This window comes from Caulobacter flavus (genome assembly GCF_003722335.1).
Taxonomy (GTDB): Bacteria; Pseudomonadota; Alphaproteobacteria; order Caulobacterales; family Caulobacteraceae; genus Caulobacter; species Caulobacter flavus.
Genome location: NZ_CP026100.1, coordinates 2,331,617 through 2,345,519, shown reverse-complemented (window position 1 = coordinate 2,345,519; position 13,903 = coordinate 2,331,617). Strand labels below are relative to the sequence as shown.

Here is a 13,903-nt window from a genome sequence, read left to right as displayed (position 1 = left end):
CGGCTTCGCGCGACACGAAAAACTTATGCGCGGCGCGTCCTTCGCATCGAGGCGTCAGCCGATGGTGGTGGTCAGGCGTCCCACGCGGCCGTCGGCCAGAGGAATGGTCTCCCACTCGGTCAGGCCCGGCACGACCGGAACCTCGGGGCTGTCGTTGGCGCCGGTCTCGAAGCGGATCCGCTGGTAGGGCCGCTCGAACCAGCCCGCGCCGGCGAGAGCCTCCTGGGCCCGGGCGATCTCGGGACTGGCGAAGCGCCACAGCGAAACGCCCAGATAGTCGGCCGCGTCGATGCGCCACGACGCCAGCCGCGCGGGCGACACGGCCAGCAGCTGGTGGGTGGCGTCGCAGACCAGGTGCACGGCCTGGGACGAGGTCTCGACCAGACGCCGGATCGCCGCGTCGCTCCCCTCGCCCGCCCGCGCGGCGATCAGGTCCGCGATCCGCTCGCGATGCGCCTCGTCGGGCTCGTGCTCGCCGCTCTCCCAGCGCGACACCGTTCCCTGCGAGACGGCCAGCAGCTCGGCCACGGCGCCCTGCTTGACGGCGTTCAGCCGTCGGAAGCGGCGCAGAGCCAGTCCGATGGGCAGGTCGTGGATCATGCCGCCAGTCTAGCTCAGGCCAAGGGCGTCGGCCATCCGCACCAGATCGGCGAAGGTGCGGGCGGCCATCTTCCGCATCGCCGAGCCGCGATGGATCTTCACCGTGACCTCGCTCAGCGACAGCTCGTGGGCGATCTGCTTGTTCATCCGGCCGCTCGCAGCCAGGGCCATGATCTGGCGCTCGCGCGGGCTGAGCGTCTGGTAGGCCGCGCGCAGGGCGACGAGGTCGGCGTCGCCGGCCCGGCGGGCGGCGTCGCGCTCCAGGGCGGTGTTGACGGCGTCGAGCATGTCCTGCTCGCGGAACGGCTTTGACAGAAAGTCGACGGCCCCGGCCTTCATCGCCTGCACGCTCATCGGGATGTCGCCGTGACCGGTCATCAGCACCACCGGCAGCCGCACGCCCAGCGCCTCCAGGCGAGCCTGGAAGTCGAGGCCGCTCAGGCCCGGCAGCCGCACGTCCAGCACCAGGCATCCTGGCGTGTCGCCCACGTTGGCCTCGAGGAACTGCTGGGCCGAACCATAGCCGCGCGCGTCCAGGCCCACCGAGCGGAACAGGCTCTCCAGCCCGCCCCGCAGCGAGGCGTCGTCGTCGATGACGTGGACGGCGGGCGAGCGGCTCATGCGGCCTCGCCGCCTTCGGCGGCCAGGTCCAGCCGGGCGCGGACGGCGGCATGGGCCTCGGCGGTCAGGGCGTGGCCGCGCACGACGAGGGCCGCCAGCAGCCCTACCGCCAGCGGCGCCCAGATCGCCAGGGCCGCCACCATGGCCAGCGCGCCCGGCGCGTTGACCGCGCCCTTCGGCTGGAAGCCCGCCGCGCCCAGCAGCGCGAAGGCGGCGGCCGGTCCGATCACCGCGCCCAGCTTGTTGGAATTGGCGAACAGGGCCGACAGCAAGCCGGTGTGGTCGACGCCGGTCCGCAGGCGCTCCTCGTCGCCGACGTCGGCCAGCATCGAACGCACCAGCACCGGTCCGGCCGACAGGGTCGCGCCGAACGCCAGCATCAGCGCCGCGCCGGCCGGCGGCGCTCCGAAGGGCGCGAGGTGGACCACCGCCAGCAGCGCCGCATAGGCCAGGAACGCCGCCATGGCGGCCTTGTGCTTGCCCAGCGCGCCGCCCAGCCGGCTCCACAGCCACACGCCCGCCAGCGATCCGGCGTTGGTGGCGAACAGCAGCACGGCCGCCTGTCCGGTCGACAGCCCTCTCGTGGCGCCGAAGTAGAAGAAGAATAGCGCCCCGTTGGTGGCCACCGCCATGCCGATCAGCAGGTCGACGACCAGAAGCCGCGCGACATTGGGACGGACCAGCAGCTTCAGATAGGCGCTGGCGGCGACCTTGGGACGCGGCCCCGACGGCGGCTCGGGCGCCAGCAGCAGGGCGACGACCACGCCCAGCGGCGCGGCGATCAGAATGAACTGGCCCATGGCCGGCACGACGGCGGCCGCGTCGCCGCGCAGGCCCGGCAGCATCGGCAGGGCCGAGATCGCCAGGCTGCCGACCAGATAGGCCGCCTGCCACCAGCCGAAGACGCTGTTGCGCTCGGCGTAGTCGCCGCTCAGCGCCACGCCCCAGCCCAGCTGGGCCACGAAGCAGATCGACCAGGCCGCGTAGACCCCGACCAGGCTGACGACCAGCCAGGCCATGCCCGCGCCGGCCGGCGGCATGAACAGGCACCAGACCGAAACCATCAGCAGTGGCGTGCCCAGGGCCATCCAAAGCTTGAAGCGTCCGAACCGCGAGCGCGTGCGGTCCATGGCCGCCCCGATCAGCGGATCGAAGCCGATGTCCAGCAGGCGCACGATGGCGAAGGCCGCGCCGACGGCCGCGACCGGCAGCCCGCGCTCGGCCGCGTAGAAGGCCGGCAGGAAGATCAGCAGCGGCAGGCTGATCCCCGCGAAGCCGACGCTGGGCGCGGCGTAGGCGGCCTTGGTCAAGATGCGCATGGATCCCCCGCGTGCCGAACGTCGCCCACGACGTCGCCGGCCGGCACGGTGAAGCCGACGATCGCGCCGCCGTCTTGTACGTTCCGGGCCTCGATGGTCCCGCCGTGCGCCTCGACGATCGAGCGGCAGATCGACAGCCCCATGCCCATGCCGGTCGCCCTGGTGGTGAAGAAGCTGTCGAACAGGCGCGGCAGCGCCGCCTCGGGAATCCCCGGCCCAGTATCCTCGACCGTGACCCGCACCAGCCCCTCGCCGTCCCTCGCCGCGCGAAGCGTCACCCGGCGCAGGGGACTGTCGGCGGCGGCCATGGCCTGCAGGGCGTTCATCGCCAGATTGACCACCACCTGCTGCAGCTGGGTGCGGTCGCCGGCGACCTCAGGCAGGTCCGGCGGCAGGTCGAGCGCCAGGCTCGCGCCCCGTCCCTGGATCTCGTGGCCGAGGAACTGGGCGGCCTCTTCGACCAGACCCCGGACGGCGATGATCTCCCGGCGCGGCTCGCCGCGCTGGGCCATCTGGCGGATGCGCGCGATGATGTCGGCCGCCCGGCGGGCGTCGGCGACCATGCGGCTGTTGAGCACGCGGGCCTCGGCCACGTCGGGCTCGGCGCGGCCCAGCCAGCGCAGGCCCGCCTCGCCGTTGGTGACGATGGCCGCCAGCGGCTGGTTGACCTCGTGGGCGATCGAGGCGGTCAGCTCGCCCAGCATCGCCACCCGGGCGGCGTGGGCCAGATCGGCCTGGGCCCGCTCCAGCGCCCGGCGGGCCGCGGCCTGCTCGGAAATGTCGATGACGCCGACCAGAACCGTCCCCTTGCCCTTGTTCTCGACGGGCCAAGCCACGGTCAGCAGCGCCTCCAGCGGCGAGCCGTCGGCCCGCGACAGCACGGTCTCGGCGACGAAGTTGGGCCGGTTGGCGATCGCCGCCATCAGGCTGGCGGCGAAGACGCCCTGGCTCGCCTCGGGCCAGAACGGCCCGATGGTCGCGCCGACCAGCGCCGCGCGCGTCGCCCCGAACATCTCGAGGGTCTTGTCGTTGACGTCGACGACGCGCGTGGAGTCGATGGCCGCGCGCAGAAAGGCCGGATTGGCGGCGAAATAGGCGCGCGGATCGGTCAGGCCGGCGTTGAAGAGATCCTCCAGCATTCGCCGCACGCCACTGAAATCGAGGTCCCAGAACGAGGCGGCCGTGGCGTGGAAGAGGTTGCGGTAGCGGTGCTCGGTTTCCAGCGCCTGGCGCGCCTCGCGCTCCAGGCCGCCAAGGTCGCGGGCGATCTCGACCACGTCGCGCAGCGCGCCGTCGGCGTCGCGCCGCACCCGCCAGCGGACGCCGACGCGCAGGTCCCGGCCATCGGCCGCCACGCGCCCGACCTCGCCCTCCCAGGCGCCGTCTGCCAGAAGCCGCCGCTCGATCTCGGCGACGGTCAGGGGATGGCGAGTCGAGAGCAGCTCATGCACGGGCCTGCCCTGAGCCTGGTCGCGCGAGAAGCCGTACAGCCTCGCGGCCGCGGCGTTCCAGCCGAGCACGAGGCCGCGCGCGTCGCGCACGACGACGCCGTCTTCGACCATGTCGAGGATCGACGCATCGTCTGCCTGCATCCCGGTCCGCCTCCCCGCGTCCCTCGCCTCACGCCTTACTGACCGGCGCGGCGCGCGCCGGAAACACCCATTCGGGCCTCAACGGTCCGCCAGCGCTCTTTCCAGGCAATCGAGCAGGTCGTCGGCCGCGAACGGCTTGCGCAGCACGCACAGCGCCCCGCTCTGCGCCGCTCTGGCCAGCAGGGCGGTCTCGGTGCGCGCGGTGATGATCACCACCGGCGGTCCCGTCGACGCCGCCCGCAGTTGCAGCGCCAGGTCCACGCCGCTGAGCCCCGGCAGCCGGATGTCGGTGATCAGGCAGTCGGCGGCGCCCGCCTCGCCCGACTCCAGGAAATCCTCCGCCGACCCGTGCCCCGTGCCCACATGCCCGACCGATCGGACGAGAGCGATCAGGGCTTCGCGCAGGGAGGTGTCGTCGTCGATGATCGCGATGCGCGCGGGGCTGGCCAAGGCCTGGTCCTTCCTGGGCCCGCGATGCGCCGGCCTTCGCCCCTTGTTTCCACGCCCCGGCCCGGCGCGAAATCATACGGAAGTGTTAGGCGGCGACTAAAGCGGCAGTTGCACCGTGCTCTTGACCTCTTCGAGCACCGCATAGGTGCGGGTCTCGCGCACGCCCGGCATCTTCACCAGGATGTCGCCCAGGAAGCTGCGATAGGCATCCATGTCGCGCACGCGGGCCTTGATCAGGTAGTCGAAGCCGCCGGCCACCATGTGGCACTCCAGCACCTCGGGCGCGCGGCGGATGGCGGCGGCGAAGTCCTCGAACACCTCGCCAGTCGTGCGGTCCAGCACCACCTCGACGAAGATCAGCAGCGCCCGGTCGACCTTGGCCGGGTCGAGCAGCGCCGCGTAGCCGGTGATGAAGCCGCGCTCGCGCAGGCGCCGCACGCGGTCGAAGGTGGCCGCCGGCGAGAGGTTGCAGCGCTTGGCCAGCTCGGCGTTGGTGATCCGGCCGTCGGCCTGCAGCACGCGCAGAAGCCGGCGATCGGTATCGTCTAGAGCAGACATGGATTTTCGTCACTTTCAGCGAAGATTGTTCTGATAATAGCGATAACAAACAAAGCACCTTCGGCGCAAAGAGGACTACACCCTCAATCGTCCTAGCGAAGCTTCCCCCCACGCCGCATCCCCCAGTCGGCGCGCTTCGCCAAGGGCCTCCCGCTCGGCGGGAAAGCTCGCCACGCATCCCCCAGCGTCGGCGACGAGCGGAAGGGACGCGCGAGTCCCCCCGAGACGCGTCCCTTCCAGTGCTCCCCTTCCCCTCCTAAGCTGCGGACCTGACCGCGCGTTTCCGCACGGCGCGACGCCCTGTCGCGGGGCTTCTCGCCCGCCTGGAGCAGACAACGTTTTTCGACGTTTACGCCGAACAGCATACGGAAGCCAGAGCCAACAAACGAAGCACCTTCGATCATAGCCGGGCTACAGCGACGATAAATCATTAGCGAGGCGCATCATGGCCGATTGGGACTCCCTGGACGACGGCAAGTACCGTGACGAGAAGGCGGTGATCGCCGACCTGCTGGCCGCCAAGCCCCTGTCGAGCGAGGATCGCGCCGCCGTCCGCGCCGAGGCCGAGGCCCTGGTGCGCGGCGCCCGCCGCAGCGTCCGCAAGCAGGGCGTGGTCGAAAGCTTCCTTCAGGAGTTCAGCCTGGGCACCCGCGAGGGCCTGGCCCTGATGTGCCTGGCCGAAGCCCTGCTGCGCACCCCCGACGACGACACCCGCGACCGCCTGATCGCCGAGAAGATCGGCTCGGCCGACTGGGCCAGCCACCTGGGCGGCTCCGACAGCCTGTTCGTCAACGCCTCGACCTGGGGCCTTATGCTGACCGGCAAGATCGTCGAGCCCGACGACGAGGCTCAACGCAACTTGCCGGCGTTTATCAAAAAGCTGGCCGGTCGTGTCGGCGAGCCGGTGATCCGCGCCGCCGTCGGCCAGGCCATCCGCATCATGGGCGAACAGTTCGTCCTGGGCCGCACCATCGAGGCGGCCATCAAGCGCGCCGCCAGCGAAGACACCATGTGCTCGTTCGACATGTTGGGCGAAGGCGCCCGCACCGCCGCCGACGCCGCCCGCTACGAGAAGTCCTACGCCGACGCCATCGAGACGGTCGGCAAGCTGTCGAACAAGGCCGGCCCCGAGGCCGGTCACGGCGTGTCGGTGAAGCTGTCGGCCCTTTGCCCGCGCTACGAGGCCACCCACGAGGACCGCGTGTGGGAGGAGCTCTATCCCCGCACCCTGCGCCTGGCCCTGATCGCCGCCAAGTACGACATCAACTTCACCATCGACGCCGAAGAGGCCGACCGCCTGGCCCTGTCGCTGAAGCTGCTCGACAAGCTGTGCCGCGAGCCGGCGCTGGGCGAGTGGAAGGGCCTGGGCCTGGCCGTGCAGGCCTATCAGAAGCGCTGCGGCGAGGTGATCGCCCGCCTGAAGGCGCTGTCGGAAGAGACCGGCCGCCGCCTGATGGTCCGCCTCGTGAAAGGCGCCTACTGGGACAGCGAGATCAAGCGCGCCCAGGTCGCCGGCCGTCCCGACTATCCGGTCTACACCACCAAGCCCGCCACCGACCTGTCCTACCTGGTCAACGCCAAGGCCCTGATCGGCGCGGCGCCGCACCTCTACGCCCAGTTCGCCACCCACAACGCCCACACCCTGGCGGCCGTGGTGCGCATGGCCAAGAACGCCGGCGTCCGGATCGAGCACCAGCGCCTGCACGGCATGGGCGAGGCGCTCTACAAGGCCGCCGACGACCTCTATGACGGCATCACCCTGCGCGCCTACGCTCCCGTCGGCGGGCACGAGGACCTGCTGCCCTATCTGGTCCGCCGCCTGCTGGAGAACGGCGCCAACACCAGCTTCGTCCACGCCCTGCTCGACGAGCGGGTGCCGGTCGAGAAGGTGGTCACCGATCCGATCGACGTGGTCGAGGCCCATCCGGACCGCCACGCCAAGATCCCGACCCCGATCGACGTCTATGGCGAAGGCCGCAAGAACAGCGCGGGCCTGGACCTGTCCACGCGCGCCGACCGCTATCGCCTGTCGGCGGCGGTGACGGTGCTGGACGCCGCCCCGCTGCAGTCGGGCCCGCTGGTCGGCGGCAAGCTGGAAGCCGGCGGTCCGCCGCTGCCGGTGGTCTCGCCGGTCGACGCCGGCCGCGTGGTCGGCGCGGTGTCGGAAGCCCAGCTGCCGCAGATCGACAAGGCCTTCAAGCTGGCCCGCGCGGCGCAGCCCGCCTGGGACCGGGTCGGCGGCCCGGCTCGCGCCAAGGTCCTGCGGGCCATGGGCGACGCCCTGGAAGCCAATATCGAGCGCTTGATCGCCATCCTGGCGCGCGAAGCCGGCAAGACCCTGGCCGACGGCATCGCCGAGGTGCGCGAGGCGGTCGACTTCTGCCGCTACTACGCCGTGCTGGCCGAGAAGCAGTTCGGCGAGCCCGAGCTGCTGAAGGGCCCGGTCGGCGAGACCAACACGCTCGGGCTCGCGGGCCGCGGCGTCTTCGTCTGCATCAGCCCGTGGAACTTCCCGCTGGCCATCTTCACCGGCCAGATCGCCGCGGCCCTGGCCGCCGGCAACGCCGTGGTCGCCAAGCCGGCCGAGCAGACGCCGATCATCGCCTACGAGGCGGTGAAGCTCTATCACGCCGCGGGCCTGGATCATCGCCTGCTGGCCCTGCTGCCCGGCCGCGGCGAGACCGTCGGCGCGGCCCTGACTGCGCACGAGGGCCTTGACGGCGTCGCTTTCACCGGCGGCACCGACACGGCCTGGCGGATCAACCAGACGCTCGCCCAAAGGCAGGGCCCGATCGTGCCGTTCATCGCCGAGACCGGCGGCCTCAACGGCATGTTCGTCGACACCACGGCCCAGCGCGAACAGGTGATCGACGACGTCATCGTCTCGGCCTTCGGTTCGGCCGGCCAGCGCTGTTCGGCCCTGCGCCTGCTGTTCCTGCCCACTGACACCGCCGACCACATCATCGAAGGCCTGAAGGGCGCCATGGACGCCCTGGTGGTGGCCGACCCGGCCGACGCCTCGACCGACGTCGGCCCGGTGATCGACGCCGACGCCAAGGACGCGCTCGACAAGCACCTGGCCCGTCTCAAGCACGAGGCCAAGGTGCTGCACGCCCTGGAAGCCCCGGCCGGCGGCACGTTCTTCGGCCCGGTCCTGGCCGAGATCCCGGCCGCCGACTTCCTCGAGCGCGAGGTGTTCGGCCCGATCCTGCACGTGGTCCGCTACAAGCCCGAGGACCTGGAGCAGGTGGCGGGCGCCCTGGCGGCCCGCCGCTACGGTCTGACGCTCGGCGTGCACTCCCGCATCCAGGCCTTCGCCGACGAGGTGGTGCGCTTGGTCCCGGCCGGCAACGCCTACGTCAACCGCACCATGACCGGCGCGGTGGTCGGCGTGCAGCCGTTCGGCGGCGAGGGCCTGTCGGGCACCGGCCCCAAGGCCGGCGGTCCCCACGCCCTGCTGCGCTTCGCCGTCGAGCGCGCGCTCAGCGTCAACATCACCGCCCAGGGCGGCGATCCCGCGCTGCTGAACCTCTGACTTGACGTCACTTGACGTCGTCGGCCATGGGCGAGACCCTTCGCCCATGGCCGACGGCTTCGACATTCATATTGATCCTGAGCAGGCCGCCCGATTGAGGGCGGCCGCCGAGCGGCTAGGCGTTTCGCCTTCCGAGTATGCGAGGGAACTGATCGAGGCCGGGCTAGACGACCTGCCGCCCAGGACGATCGATCCCGATCCCGCCATCGACGAGGCGATCGCCGACGCCGTCGAGGCCGGCGAGGAAGAAACCATCTCCCTAGAGGAGTTTCGCGCCCAGCTTCGCAGCTTCGGCCGTCGGTGACCTACAAGGTCGCGGTCACCCGCCGGGCGAGCCGGGACGCCGCCCGCCTGGACGCGCGGCTCAGAGAACAAAACCCGCGCGCGGCCGACAGGCTGAGCGACCAGATCGCCCAGGCGGCCACAAGCTTGGAAGAGAGCCCTCTTCGCGGCCGCGCCGTCGGCGCAACTACCCGCGAGATCAACATCCCCTTCGGTCGCAGCGCCTACATCGTCCGCTATCGCGTCAGAGGCCAGCACGTGACCATCACCCGGATCTGGCACGGCCTGGAGCAGCGCTAGACGCCCGCTCGCCGACATGCACAATCTGCGGTGCAGTTTCCCCGGGGAGCCTCCGCCATGCGTTTCCTGCCGTCCGCCCTCGTCGCCGTCGCGCTCCTGGCGCCGGCCGTCGCCTCAGCTCAGGTCGAACCGCTGGTCGGCGAGTGGTACGGAACGCTGCAGGCGGGACCGACCAAGCTGCCGCTGGTGTTCCACGTCAAGGCGGACGGAACCGCGAAGGTCGACAGCCTCGCTCAGGGCGCCATGGGCCTCAAGGCTGCGGTCGCCCTCGCCGACGGCAAGGCGCGCCTTACCCTGATCTATCCGCCGGCCAGCTTCGAGGGGCAGCTGTCGGCCGACGGCGAGAGCCTGACGGGCCAATGGCTGCAGGGCGGCGCCAGCCTGCCGCTGGCCATGAGCCGCACGCCGCCGGCCGTCGCGCCCGCCAACCGCCCGCAGACGCCCAAGGCCCCCTTCCCCTACCGCGCCGAGGAGGTGTCGTACGTCAATCCGGCGTCGGGGCTGAAGCTGGCCGGAACCCTGACCCTGCCGCCGGGCGAAGGCCCCTTCCCCGTCGCCGTGCTGATCACCGGCTCGGGCGTGCAGGACCGCGACGAGACCCTGTTCGAGCACAAGCCGTTCCTGGTGCTGGCCGACGCCCTGACCCGCAAGGGGGTGGCCGTGCTGCGCGTCGACGACCGCGGCGCCGGCGGCTCGCAGGCCGGCGACCTGAAGGCCGCCACCAGCCTGGACTTCGCCACCGACGTGGAGGCGGGCGTGGCCTTCCTGCGGGGCCGCAAGGACGTCGATCCCGCGCGCATCGGCCTGATCGGCCACAGCGAGGGCGGCCTGATCGCCCCGATCGTCGCCGCCAAGGATCCGAGGATCGCCTTCGTGGTGCTGATGGCCGGCACCGGCGTGCCGGGGGCCAGGGTGATGCAGAGCCAGAGCCGCGACATCGCGCGGGCGGGCGGCGCGCCGCAGGCGTCGATCGACCAGCAGGTGAAGCTGATCGCCGAGGTCAGCGACATGGTCGTGGCCGAGCCGGACACCGCCAAGCTGAAGCCGCGCCTGGCCTCGCTGCTGGCCGAGAAGGGCATGCCGCCCGAGGCGGCCGAAACCGGCTTCGCCCGCTTCGCCACGCCGTGGTTCAAGACCTTCCTGAGCCTGGATCCGGCCGACTACCTGAAACAGGTCAAGGCGCCGGTCCTGGCCGTGAACGGCGAGAAGGACGTGCAGGTCTCGGCAGCCGAGAATCTGCCGGCCATCAAGGCCGCCCTGGCTGGCAACAAGGACGTGACGATCCTGCCCCTGCCCGGCCTGAACCACCTGTTCCAGACGGCCAAGAGCGGCGCGCCCTCGGAGTACGCCGAGATCGAGGAGACCCTCGCGCCGTCGGCCGTGAACGCCATCGTCGACTGGACCGTGGCGCACGCCGCCAGGCCGTCGCACAAGCACGCCGATTAACTTCATCGATTTTATTTAATCGCTGGACCGCGCCCCTTCGGCTCCGCTAACGTCCCTCGCAAATCATACGTGGGGAGACACCGGGAATGCTTTCGCGACGCGCGATCCTGGCCGCCGGCGCGGCTGGCCTGACGGCGGGTTCGGCCGCCCTTCCGACCCTCGCCGCGGCCCGTCCCGGCTTCGTCAGGGTCGAGAACGGCCGCCTGAGCCTGGACGGCAAGCCCTACCGCTTCGTCGGCGCCAATCTCTGGTACGGGGCCTGGCTGGGCGCCCCGGCCGCCTTCGGCGACCACGCGCGCCTGGCCCGCGAACTCGACAAGCTGAAGTCGCTGGGCGTCACCAACCTGCGCGTCCTGGGCGCGGGCGAGCGCTCGCCGGCCAAGGTGGCCATGGATCCCGCCTTCCGCGGCCCGGGCGAGGACTACGACCAGACCCTGCTGACGGGCCTGGACGTGCTGCTGGCCGAGATGGCCAAGCGCGACATGAAGGCCGTCATCTACGTCAACAACTTCTGGGACTGGTCGGGCGGCATGCCGGCCTATCTGAACTGGACCGGCAACGGGACGTGGTTCCAGCAGGGCGACCCGGCCCATCCCTGGCCCGCCTTCGCCGACTATTCGGCCCGCTTCTACGCCGACGAGAAGGCCAACGCCCTCTTCCGCCACTATGTGAAGGCCCTGGTCGGCCGCACCAGCACCGTCACTGGCAAGCCCTATCGCGACGACCCCACGATCATGGCCTGGCAGTTGGCCAACGAGCCGCGCCCGGCCGGCAGCGAGGAATTCGGCAAGGTCAACCGCCCCGCCTACGACGCCTGGATCGACGGCACCGCCCGCTTCATCAAATCGATCGACGCCAACCATCTCGTTTCCAGCGGCAGCGAGGGCGACATGGGGTGCCTGGGCAGCGAGGCCTGCGTGGTCGAGAGCCACAAGACCCCGGCCATCGACTACCTGACCCTGCACGTCTGGCCCAACAACTGGAGCTGGATCTCGATGACCGACCAACCCTCGACCTACGAGGCCGGCGCGGCCCGCTCGCGCGACTACATCCGCCGCCACGTCGCCCTGGCCAAGGCGATGGGCAAGCCGCTGACCATCGAGGAGTTCGGCCTGATCCGCGACGGCCGCGCCTTCGCCCCCGGCTCGCCGGTCACCTTCCGAGACCGCTTCTACCGGATGGTGTTCGACGAGGTTGAGGCCGACATGAAGGCGGGCGGCCCGACCGCCGGCGTCAACTTCTGGGCCTGGAACGGCGAGGGCCGCGCCCAGCACGCCGACGCCTGGTTCAAGAAGGGCGACCGCTCCTATGTCGGCGATCCCCCGCAGGAGGAACAGGGCCTGTTCGGCGTCTTCGACGCCGACGCCTCGACCCTGGCGATCATCCGCGACCACGCCAAGGCCGTTAGGGCGATCTGACGAGGACGCCGTCAGCGTCCCATCACCCCGCGCAACCACCCGATCACGCCTCCGCCGCTCCGGCGGTGATCCCGCGCCACGCTGGCCTCGAAGTCGTGCCCGGCGTCGATGGCGCGGCGCAGGGCCTGGCGGTGAGCGTCGAGCATACGCTCATAGGCCTTGAGGGTCTCGGCGGCGTCGGCCACGCGGGCCATGTCGAGGTCGAGACCGTCCAGGAACGCCTCCGGCAGCTTGCGGATGTCGAAGTCGCGCCCGCCGCCCTCGGCCTCGTGGCCAGGCTCCAGCGCGTACCACCAGGTCAGGGCCCGGGCGCCCTTCCAGCTGTGATAGATCCTCACGCCGCCGTGGCTGAGCATCAGCTTGCGCCTGTTCACCATGAGTCCTCCTGGAGGACGATCTGGCGCCGCGGTTTGCGACAGCCGCAACCACGCAAGGCAAAACCGCCGTCCCGGGGTCGGGACGGCGGCTTGCAGGGTCACGCGGTCGGCGCGATCAGGGTTCGGAGAGACCCGCGTCGCCGTCGTCGGTGAGGTTGAACTCGTACCAGACGCCGTTGAGGACACCGAAGGCGAGGGCCAGGCCGAGGCCGAGAACCCAGGTGAAGTACCACATGATCTAGGCTCCTCTTTTTCTCAGTACATGGCCGGGTCGGACTTCAGGGCGGCGCTGCTCGTGCGGCCCCACAGCACCCGGTAGACGAAGGCCGTGTAGGCCAGCACCACAGGCATCAGCACCGCCACCACGACCAGCATGATGAACAGGGTCGAGTGGCTGGACGAGGCGTTCCACACCAGGAAGCTGGAATGGGCGTCGACGGTGCTGGGCAGGATGAACGGGAACATCGACAGGCCGCTGGTGGCGATGATGCCCGCCGCCGAGGCCGAGGAGCCGCCGAAGGCCAGGCCTTCCTGCCGCTTCCACAGGCCGAAGGTCGCGAAGGCCGCGCCGACGAAGCCCAGGACCGGGGCGATGGTCATCCACGGATAGCGGCCGAAATTGTCGAACCAGGCGCCGGGCGCGGCCACGACGGTCGCGCGCAGCGGGTTGGACGGACCGGCCGGATCGACCACGCCCTCGATGCGGAAGCCCAGGCGCATGGCCAGGAGGCCGCCGAGGGCGAACAGCACGATGCTGGCCAGGCCGGCGACCAGGCCGAACTTGCGGGCGCGGTCGACGATCGGCCCCTTCTCGGCCTTCACCGCCAGCCAGGCCGCGCCGTGCAGCACCAGCATGCTGGTCGACAGCAGGCCGCAGACCAGGGTGAAGGGCGTGAACAGCTCGAAGAAGTGGCCGTGGTAGGTGCTGCGCAGGTCGCTGTCGAGTTGCACCGGCACGCCCTGCAGCACGTTGCCGACGGCGACGCCGAACACCAGGGCCGGCACGAAGCTGCCGACGAACAGCGACCAGTCCCAGAACGAGCGCCACTTGGCGTCGGGCCGCTTGGACCGGTACTTGAAGCCGACGGGCCTCAGGATCATCGCCGACAGCACCAGGAACATGGCCAGGTAGAAGCCGGAGAAGCTGGCGCCGTAGACCATCGGCCAGGCCGCGAAGATCGCCGCCCCGCCGGTGATGAACCACACCTGGTTGCCTTCCCAGGTGGCGCCGATGGTGTTGATCACCGTACGCCGCTCGTCGTCGTTGCGGCCTATGAAGGGCAGCAGGGCGCCGACGCCCATGTCGAAGCCGTCGGTCAATGCAAAGCCGATCAGCAGCACGCCCAGCAGGCCCCACCAGATCAGGCGGAGGGTCGGATAGTCGAGGGGGAGTTCCATGATCTGG

The 13,903-nt window shown here is 70.7% G+C and carries 14 protein-coding genes; 5 read left to right on the top strand and 9 right to left on the bottom strand.

The window, feature by feature from the left end; all coding sequences use genetic code 11:
• Positions 1 to 54: 54 nt before the first annotated feature.
• From C1707_RS10920 to C1707_RS10895, 6 genes are all read right to left on the bottom strand, one after another.
• Positions 55 to 600 (bottom strand): helix-turn-helix domain-containing protein, encoded by a 546-nt coding sequence (locus tag C1707_RS10920; protein WP_101715784.1) that lies wholly within the window; start codon positions 598 to 600, stop codon positions 55 to 57.
• Between the two features lie 9 nt (positions 601 to 609).
• Positions 610 to 1,221, bottom strand: a complete 612-nt coding sequence (locus tag C1707_RS10915; protein WP_101715783.1) for a response regulator transcription factor — start codon at positions 1,219 to 1,221, stop codon at positions 610 to 612.
• A complete protein-coding gene (locus C1707_RS10910) occupies positions 1,218 to 2,540 on the bottom strand; it encodes an MFS transporter (protein WP_101715782.1) in 1,323 nt (440 codons plus the stop codon). The genes C1707_RS10915 and C1707_RS10910 overlap by 4 nt, the downstream gene beginning before the upstream one ends.
• On the bottom strand, positions 2,528 to 4,132 hold the full coding sequence (locus C1707_RS10905; protein ID WP_101715781.1) for a PAS domain-containing sensor histidine kinase: 1,605 nt from the start codon (positions 4,130 to 4,132) through the stop codon (positions 2,528 to 2,530). The genes C1707_RS10910 and C1707_RS10905 overlap by 13 nt, the downstream gene beginning before the upstream one ends.
• A 78-nt stretch (positions 4,133 to 4,210) precedes the next feature.
• Entirely contained in the window at positions 4,211 to 4,582 is a 372-nt protein-coding gene (locus C1707_RS10900) for a response regulator transcription factor (RefSeq protein ID WP_101715780.1), read from the bottom strand.
• Between the two features lie 96 nt (positions 4,583 to 4,678).
• Positions 4,679 to 5,140 carry an Lrp/AsnC ligand binding domain-containing protein gene (locus C1707_RS10895; RefSeq protein ID WP_058348359.1) on the bottom strand — a complete coding sequence of 154 codons (462 nt, stop codon included), beginning with the start codon at positions 5,138 to 5,140 and terminating at the stop codon, positions 4,679 to 4,681.
• Between the two features lie 445 nt (positions 5,141 to 5,585).
• Here C1707_RS10895 and putA point away from each other — a divergent pair, with 445 nt between their 5' ends.
• From putA to C1707_RS10870, 5 genes are all read left to right on the top strand, one after another.
• Positions 5,586 to 8,675 carry a bifunctional proline dehydrogenase/L-glutamate gamma-semialdehyde dehydrogenase PutA gene (putA, locus tag C1707_RS10890; protein ID WP_101715779.1) on the top strand — a complete coding sequence of 1,030 codons (3,090 nt, stop codon included), beginning with the start codon at positions 5,586 to 5,588 and terminating at the stop codon, positions 8,673 to 8,675.
• Positions 8,676 to 8,721: 46 nt separating this feature from the next.
• Complete coding sequence (locus C1707_RS10885) at positions 8,722 to 8,979, top strand: ribbon-helix-helix domain-containing protein (RefSeq protein WP_101715778.1); 258 nt, start codon at positions 8,722 to 8,724, stop codon at positions 8,977 to 8,979.
• Positions 8,976 to 9,257: a type II toxin-antitoxin system RelE/ParE family toxin gene (locus C1707_RS10880; RefSeq protein WP_101715777.1), complete on the top strand. Its 282-nt coding sequence runs from the start codon at positions 8,976 to 8,978 to the stop codon at positions 9,255 to 9,257. The genes C1707_RS10885 and C1707_RS10880 overlap by 4 nt, the downstream gene beginning before the upstream one ends.
• A gap of 57 nt (positions 9,258 to 9,314) precedes the next feature.
• Positions 9,315 to 10,703: an alpha/beta hydrolase family protein gene (locus tag C1707_RS10875; protein ID WP_101715776.1), complete on the top strand. Its 1,389-nt coding sequence runs from the start codon at positions 9,315 to 9,317 to the stop codon at positions 10,701 to 10,703.
• An 86-nt stretch (positions 10,704 to 10,789) separates the two neighbouring features.
• Entirely contained in the window at positions 10,790 to 12,121 is a 1,332-nt protein-coding gene (locus C1707_RS10870; protein ID WP_101715775.1) for a glycoside hydrolase 5 family protein, read from the top strand.
• A gap of 11 nt (positions 12,122 to 12,132) precedes the next feature.
• On the opposite strand, the gene C1707_RS10865 is transcribed toward C1707_RS10870, so the two are convergent.
• From C1707_RS10865 to cydB, 3 genes are all read right to left on the bottom strand, one after another.
• A complete protein-coding gene (locus C1707_RS10865) occupies positions 12,133 to 12,498 on the bottom strand; it encodes a hypothetical protein (protein ID WP_101715774.1) in 366 nt (121 codons plus the stop codon).
• Between the two features lie 115 nt (positions 12,499 to 12,613).
• Positions 12,614 to 12,733 (bottom strand): cytochrome bd-I oxidase subunit CydX, encoded by a 120-nt coding sequence (gene cydX, locus C1707_RS10860; protein WP_101715773.1) that lies wholly within the window; start codon positions 12,731 to 12,733, stop codon positions 12,614 to 12,616.
• 20 nt (positions 12,734 to 12,753) lie between these two features.
• Positions 12,754 to 13,896, bottom strand: a complete 1,143-nt coding sequence (gene cydB / locus C1707_RS10855) for a cytochrome d ubiquinol oxidase subunit II (protein ID WP_101715772.1) — start codon at positions 13,894 to 13,896, stop codon at positions 12,754 to 12,756.
• Positions 13,897 to 13,903 lie beyond the last annotated feature (7 nt).

Bases quoted from the DNA above. Each gene is read 5' to 3' on its own strand.
- C1707_RS10920 (WP_101715784.1), bottom strand. From the start codon at position 600: ATGATCCACGACCTGCCCATCGGACTGGCTCTGCGCCGCTTCCGACGG.
- C1707_RS10915 (WP_101715783.1), bottom strand. From the start codon at position 1,221: ATGAGCCGCTCGCCCGCCGTCCACGTCATCGACGACGACGCCTCGCTG.
- C1707_RS10910 (WP_101715782.1), bottom strand. From the start codon at position 2,540: ATGCGCATCTTGACCAAGGCCGCCTACGCCGCGCCCAGCGTCGGCTTC.
- C1707_RS10905 (WP_101715781.1), bottom strand. From the start codon at position 4,132: ATGCAGGCAGACGATGCGTCGATCCTCGACATGGTCGAAGACGGCGTC.
- C1707_RS10895 (WP_058348359.1), bottom strand. From the start codon at position 5,140: ATGTCTGCTCTAGACGATACCGATCGCCGGCTTCTGCGCGTGCTGCAG.
- putA (WP_101715779.1), top strand. From the start codon at position 5,586: ATGGCCGATTGGGACTCCCTGGACGACGGCAAGTACCGTGACGAGAAG.
- C1707_RS10885 (WP_101715778.1), top strand. From the start codon at position 8,722: ATGGCCGACGGCTTCGACATTCATATTGATCCTGAGCAGGCCGCCCGA.
- C1707_RS10875 (WP_101715776.1), top strand. From the start codon at position 9,315: ATGCGTTTCCTGCCGTCCGCCCTCGTCGCCGTCGCGCTCCTGGCGCCG.
- C1707_RS10870 (WP_101715775.1), top strand. From the start codon at position 10,790: ATGCTTTCGCGACGCGCGATCCTGGCCGCCGGCGCGGCTGGCCTGACG.
- C1707_RS10865 (WP_101715774.1), bottom strand. From the start codon at position 12,498: ATGGTGAACAGGCGCAAGCTGATGCTCAGCCACGGCGGCGTGAGGATC.
- cydX (WP_101715773.1), bottom strand. From the start codon at position 12,733: ATGTGGTACTTCACCTGGGTTCTCGGCCTCGGCCTGGCCCTCGCCTTC.
- cydB (WP_101715772.1), bottom strand. From the start codon at position 13,896: ATGGAACTCCCCCTCGACTATCCGACCCTCCGCCTGATCTGGTGGGGC.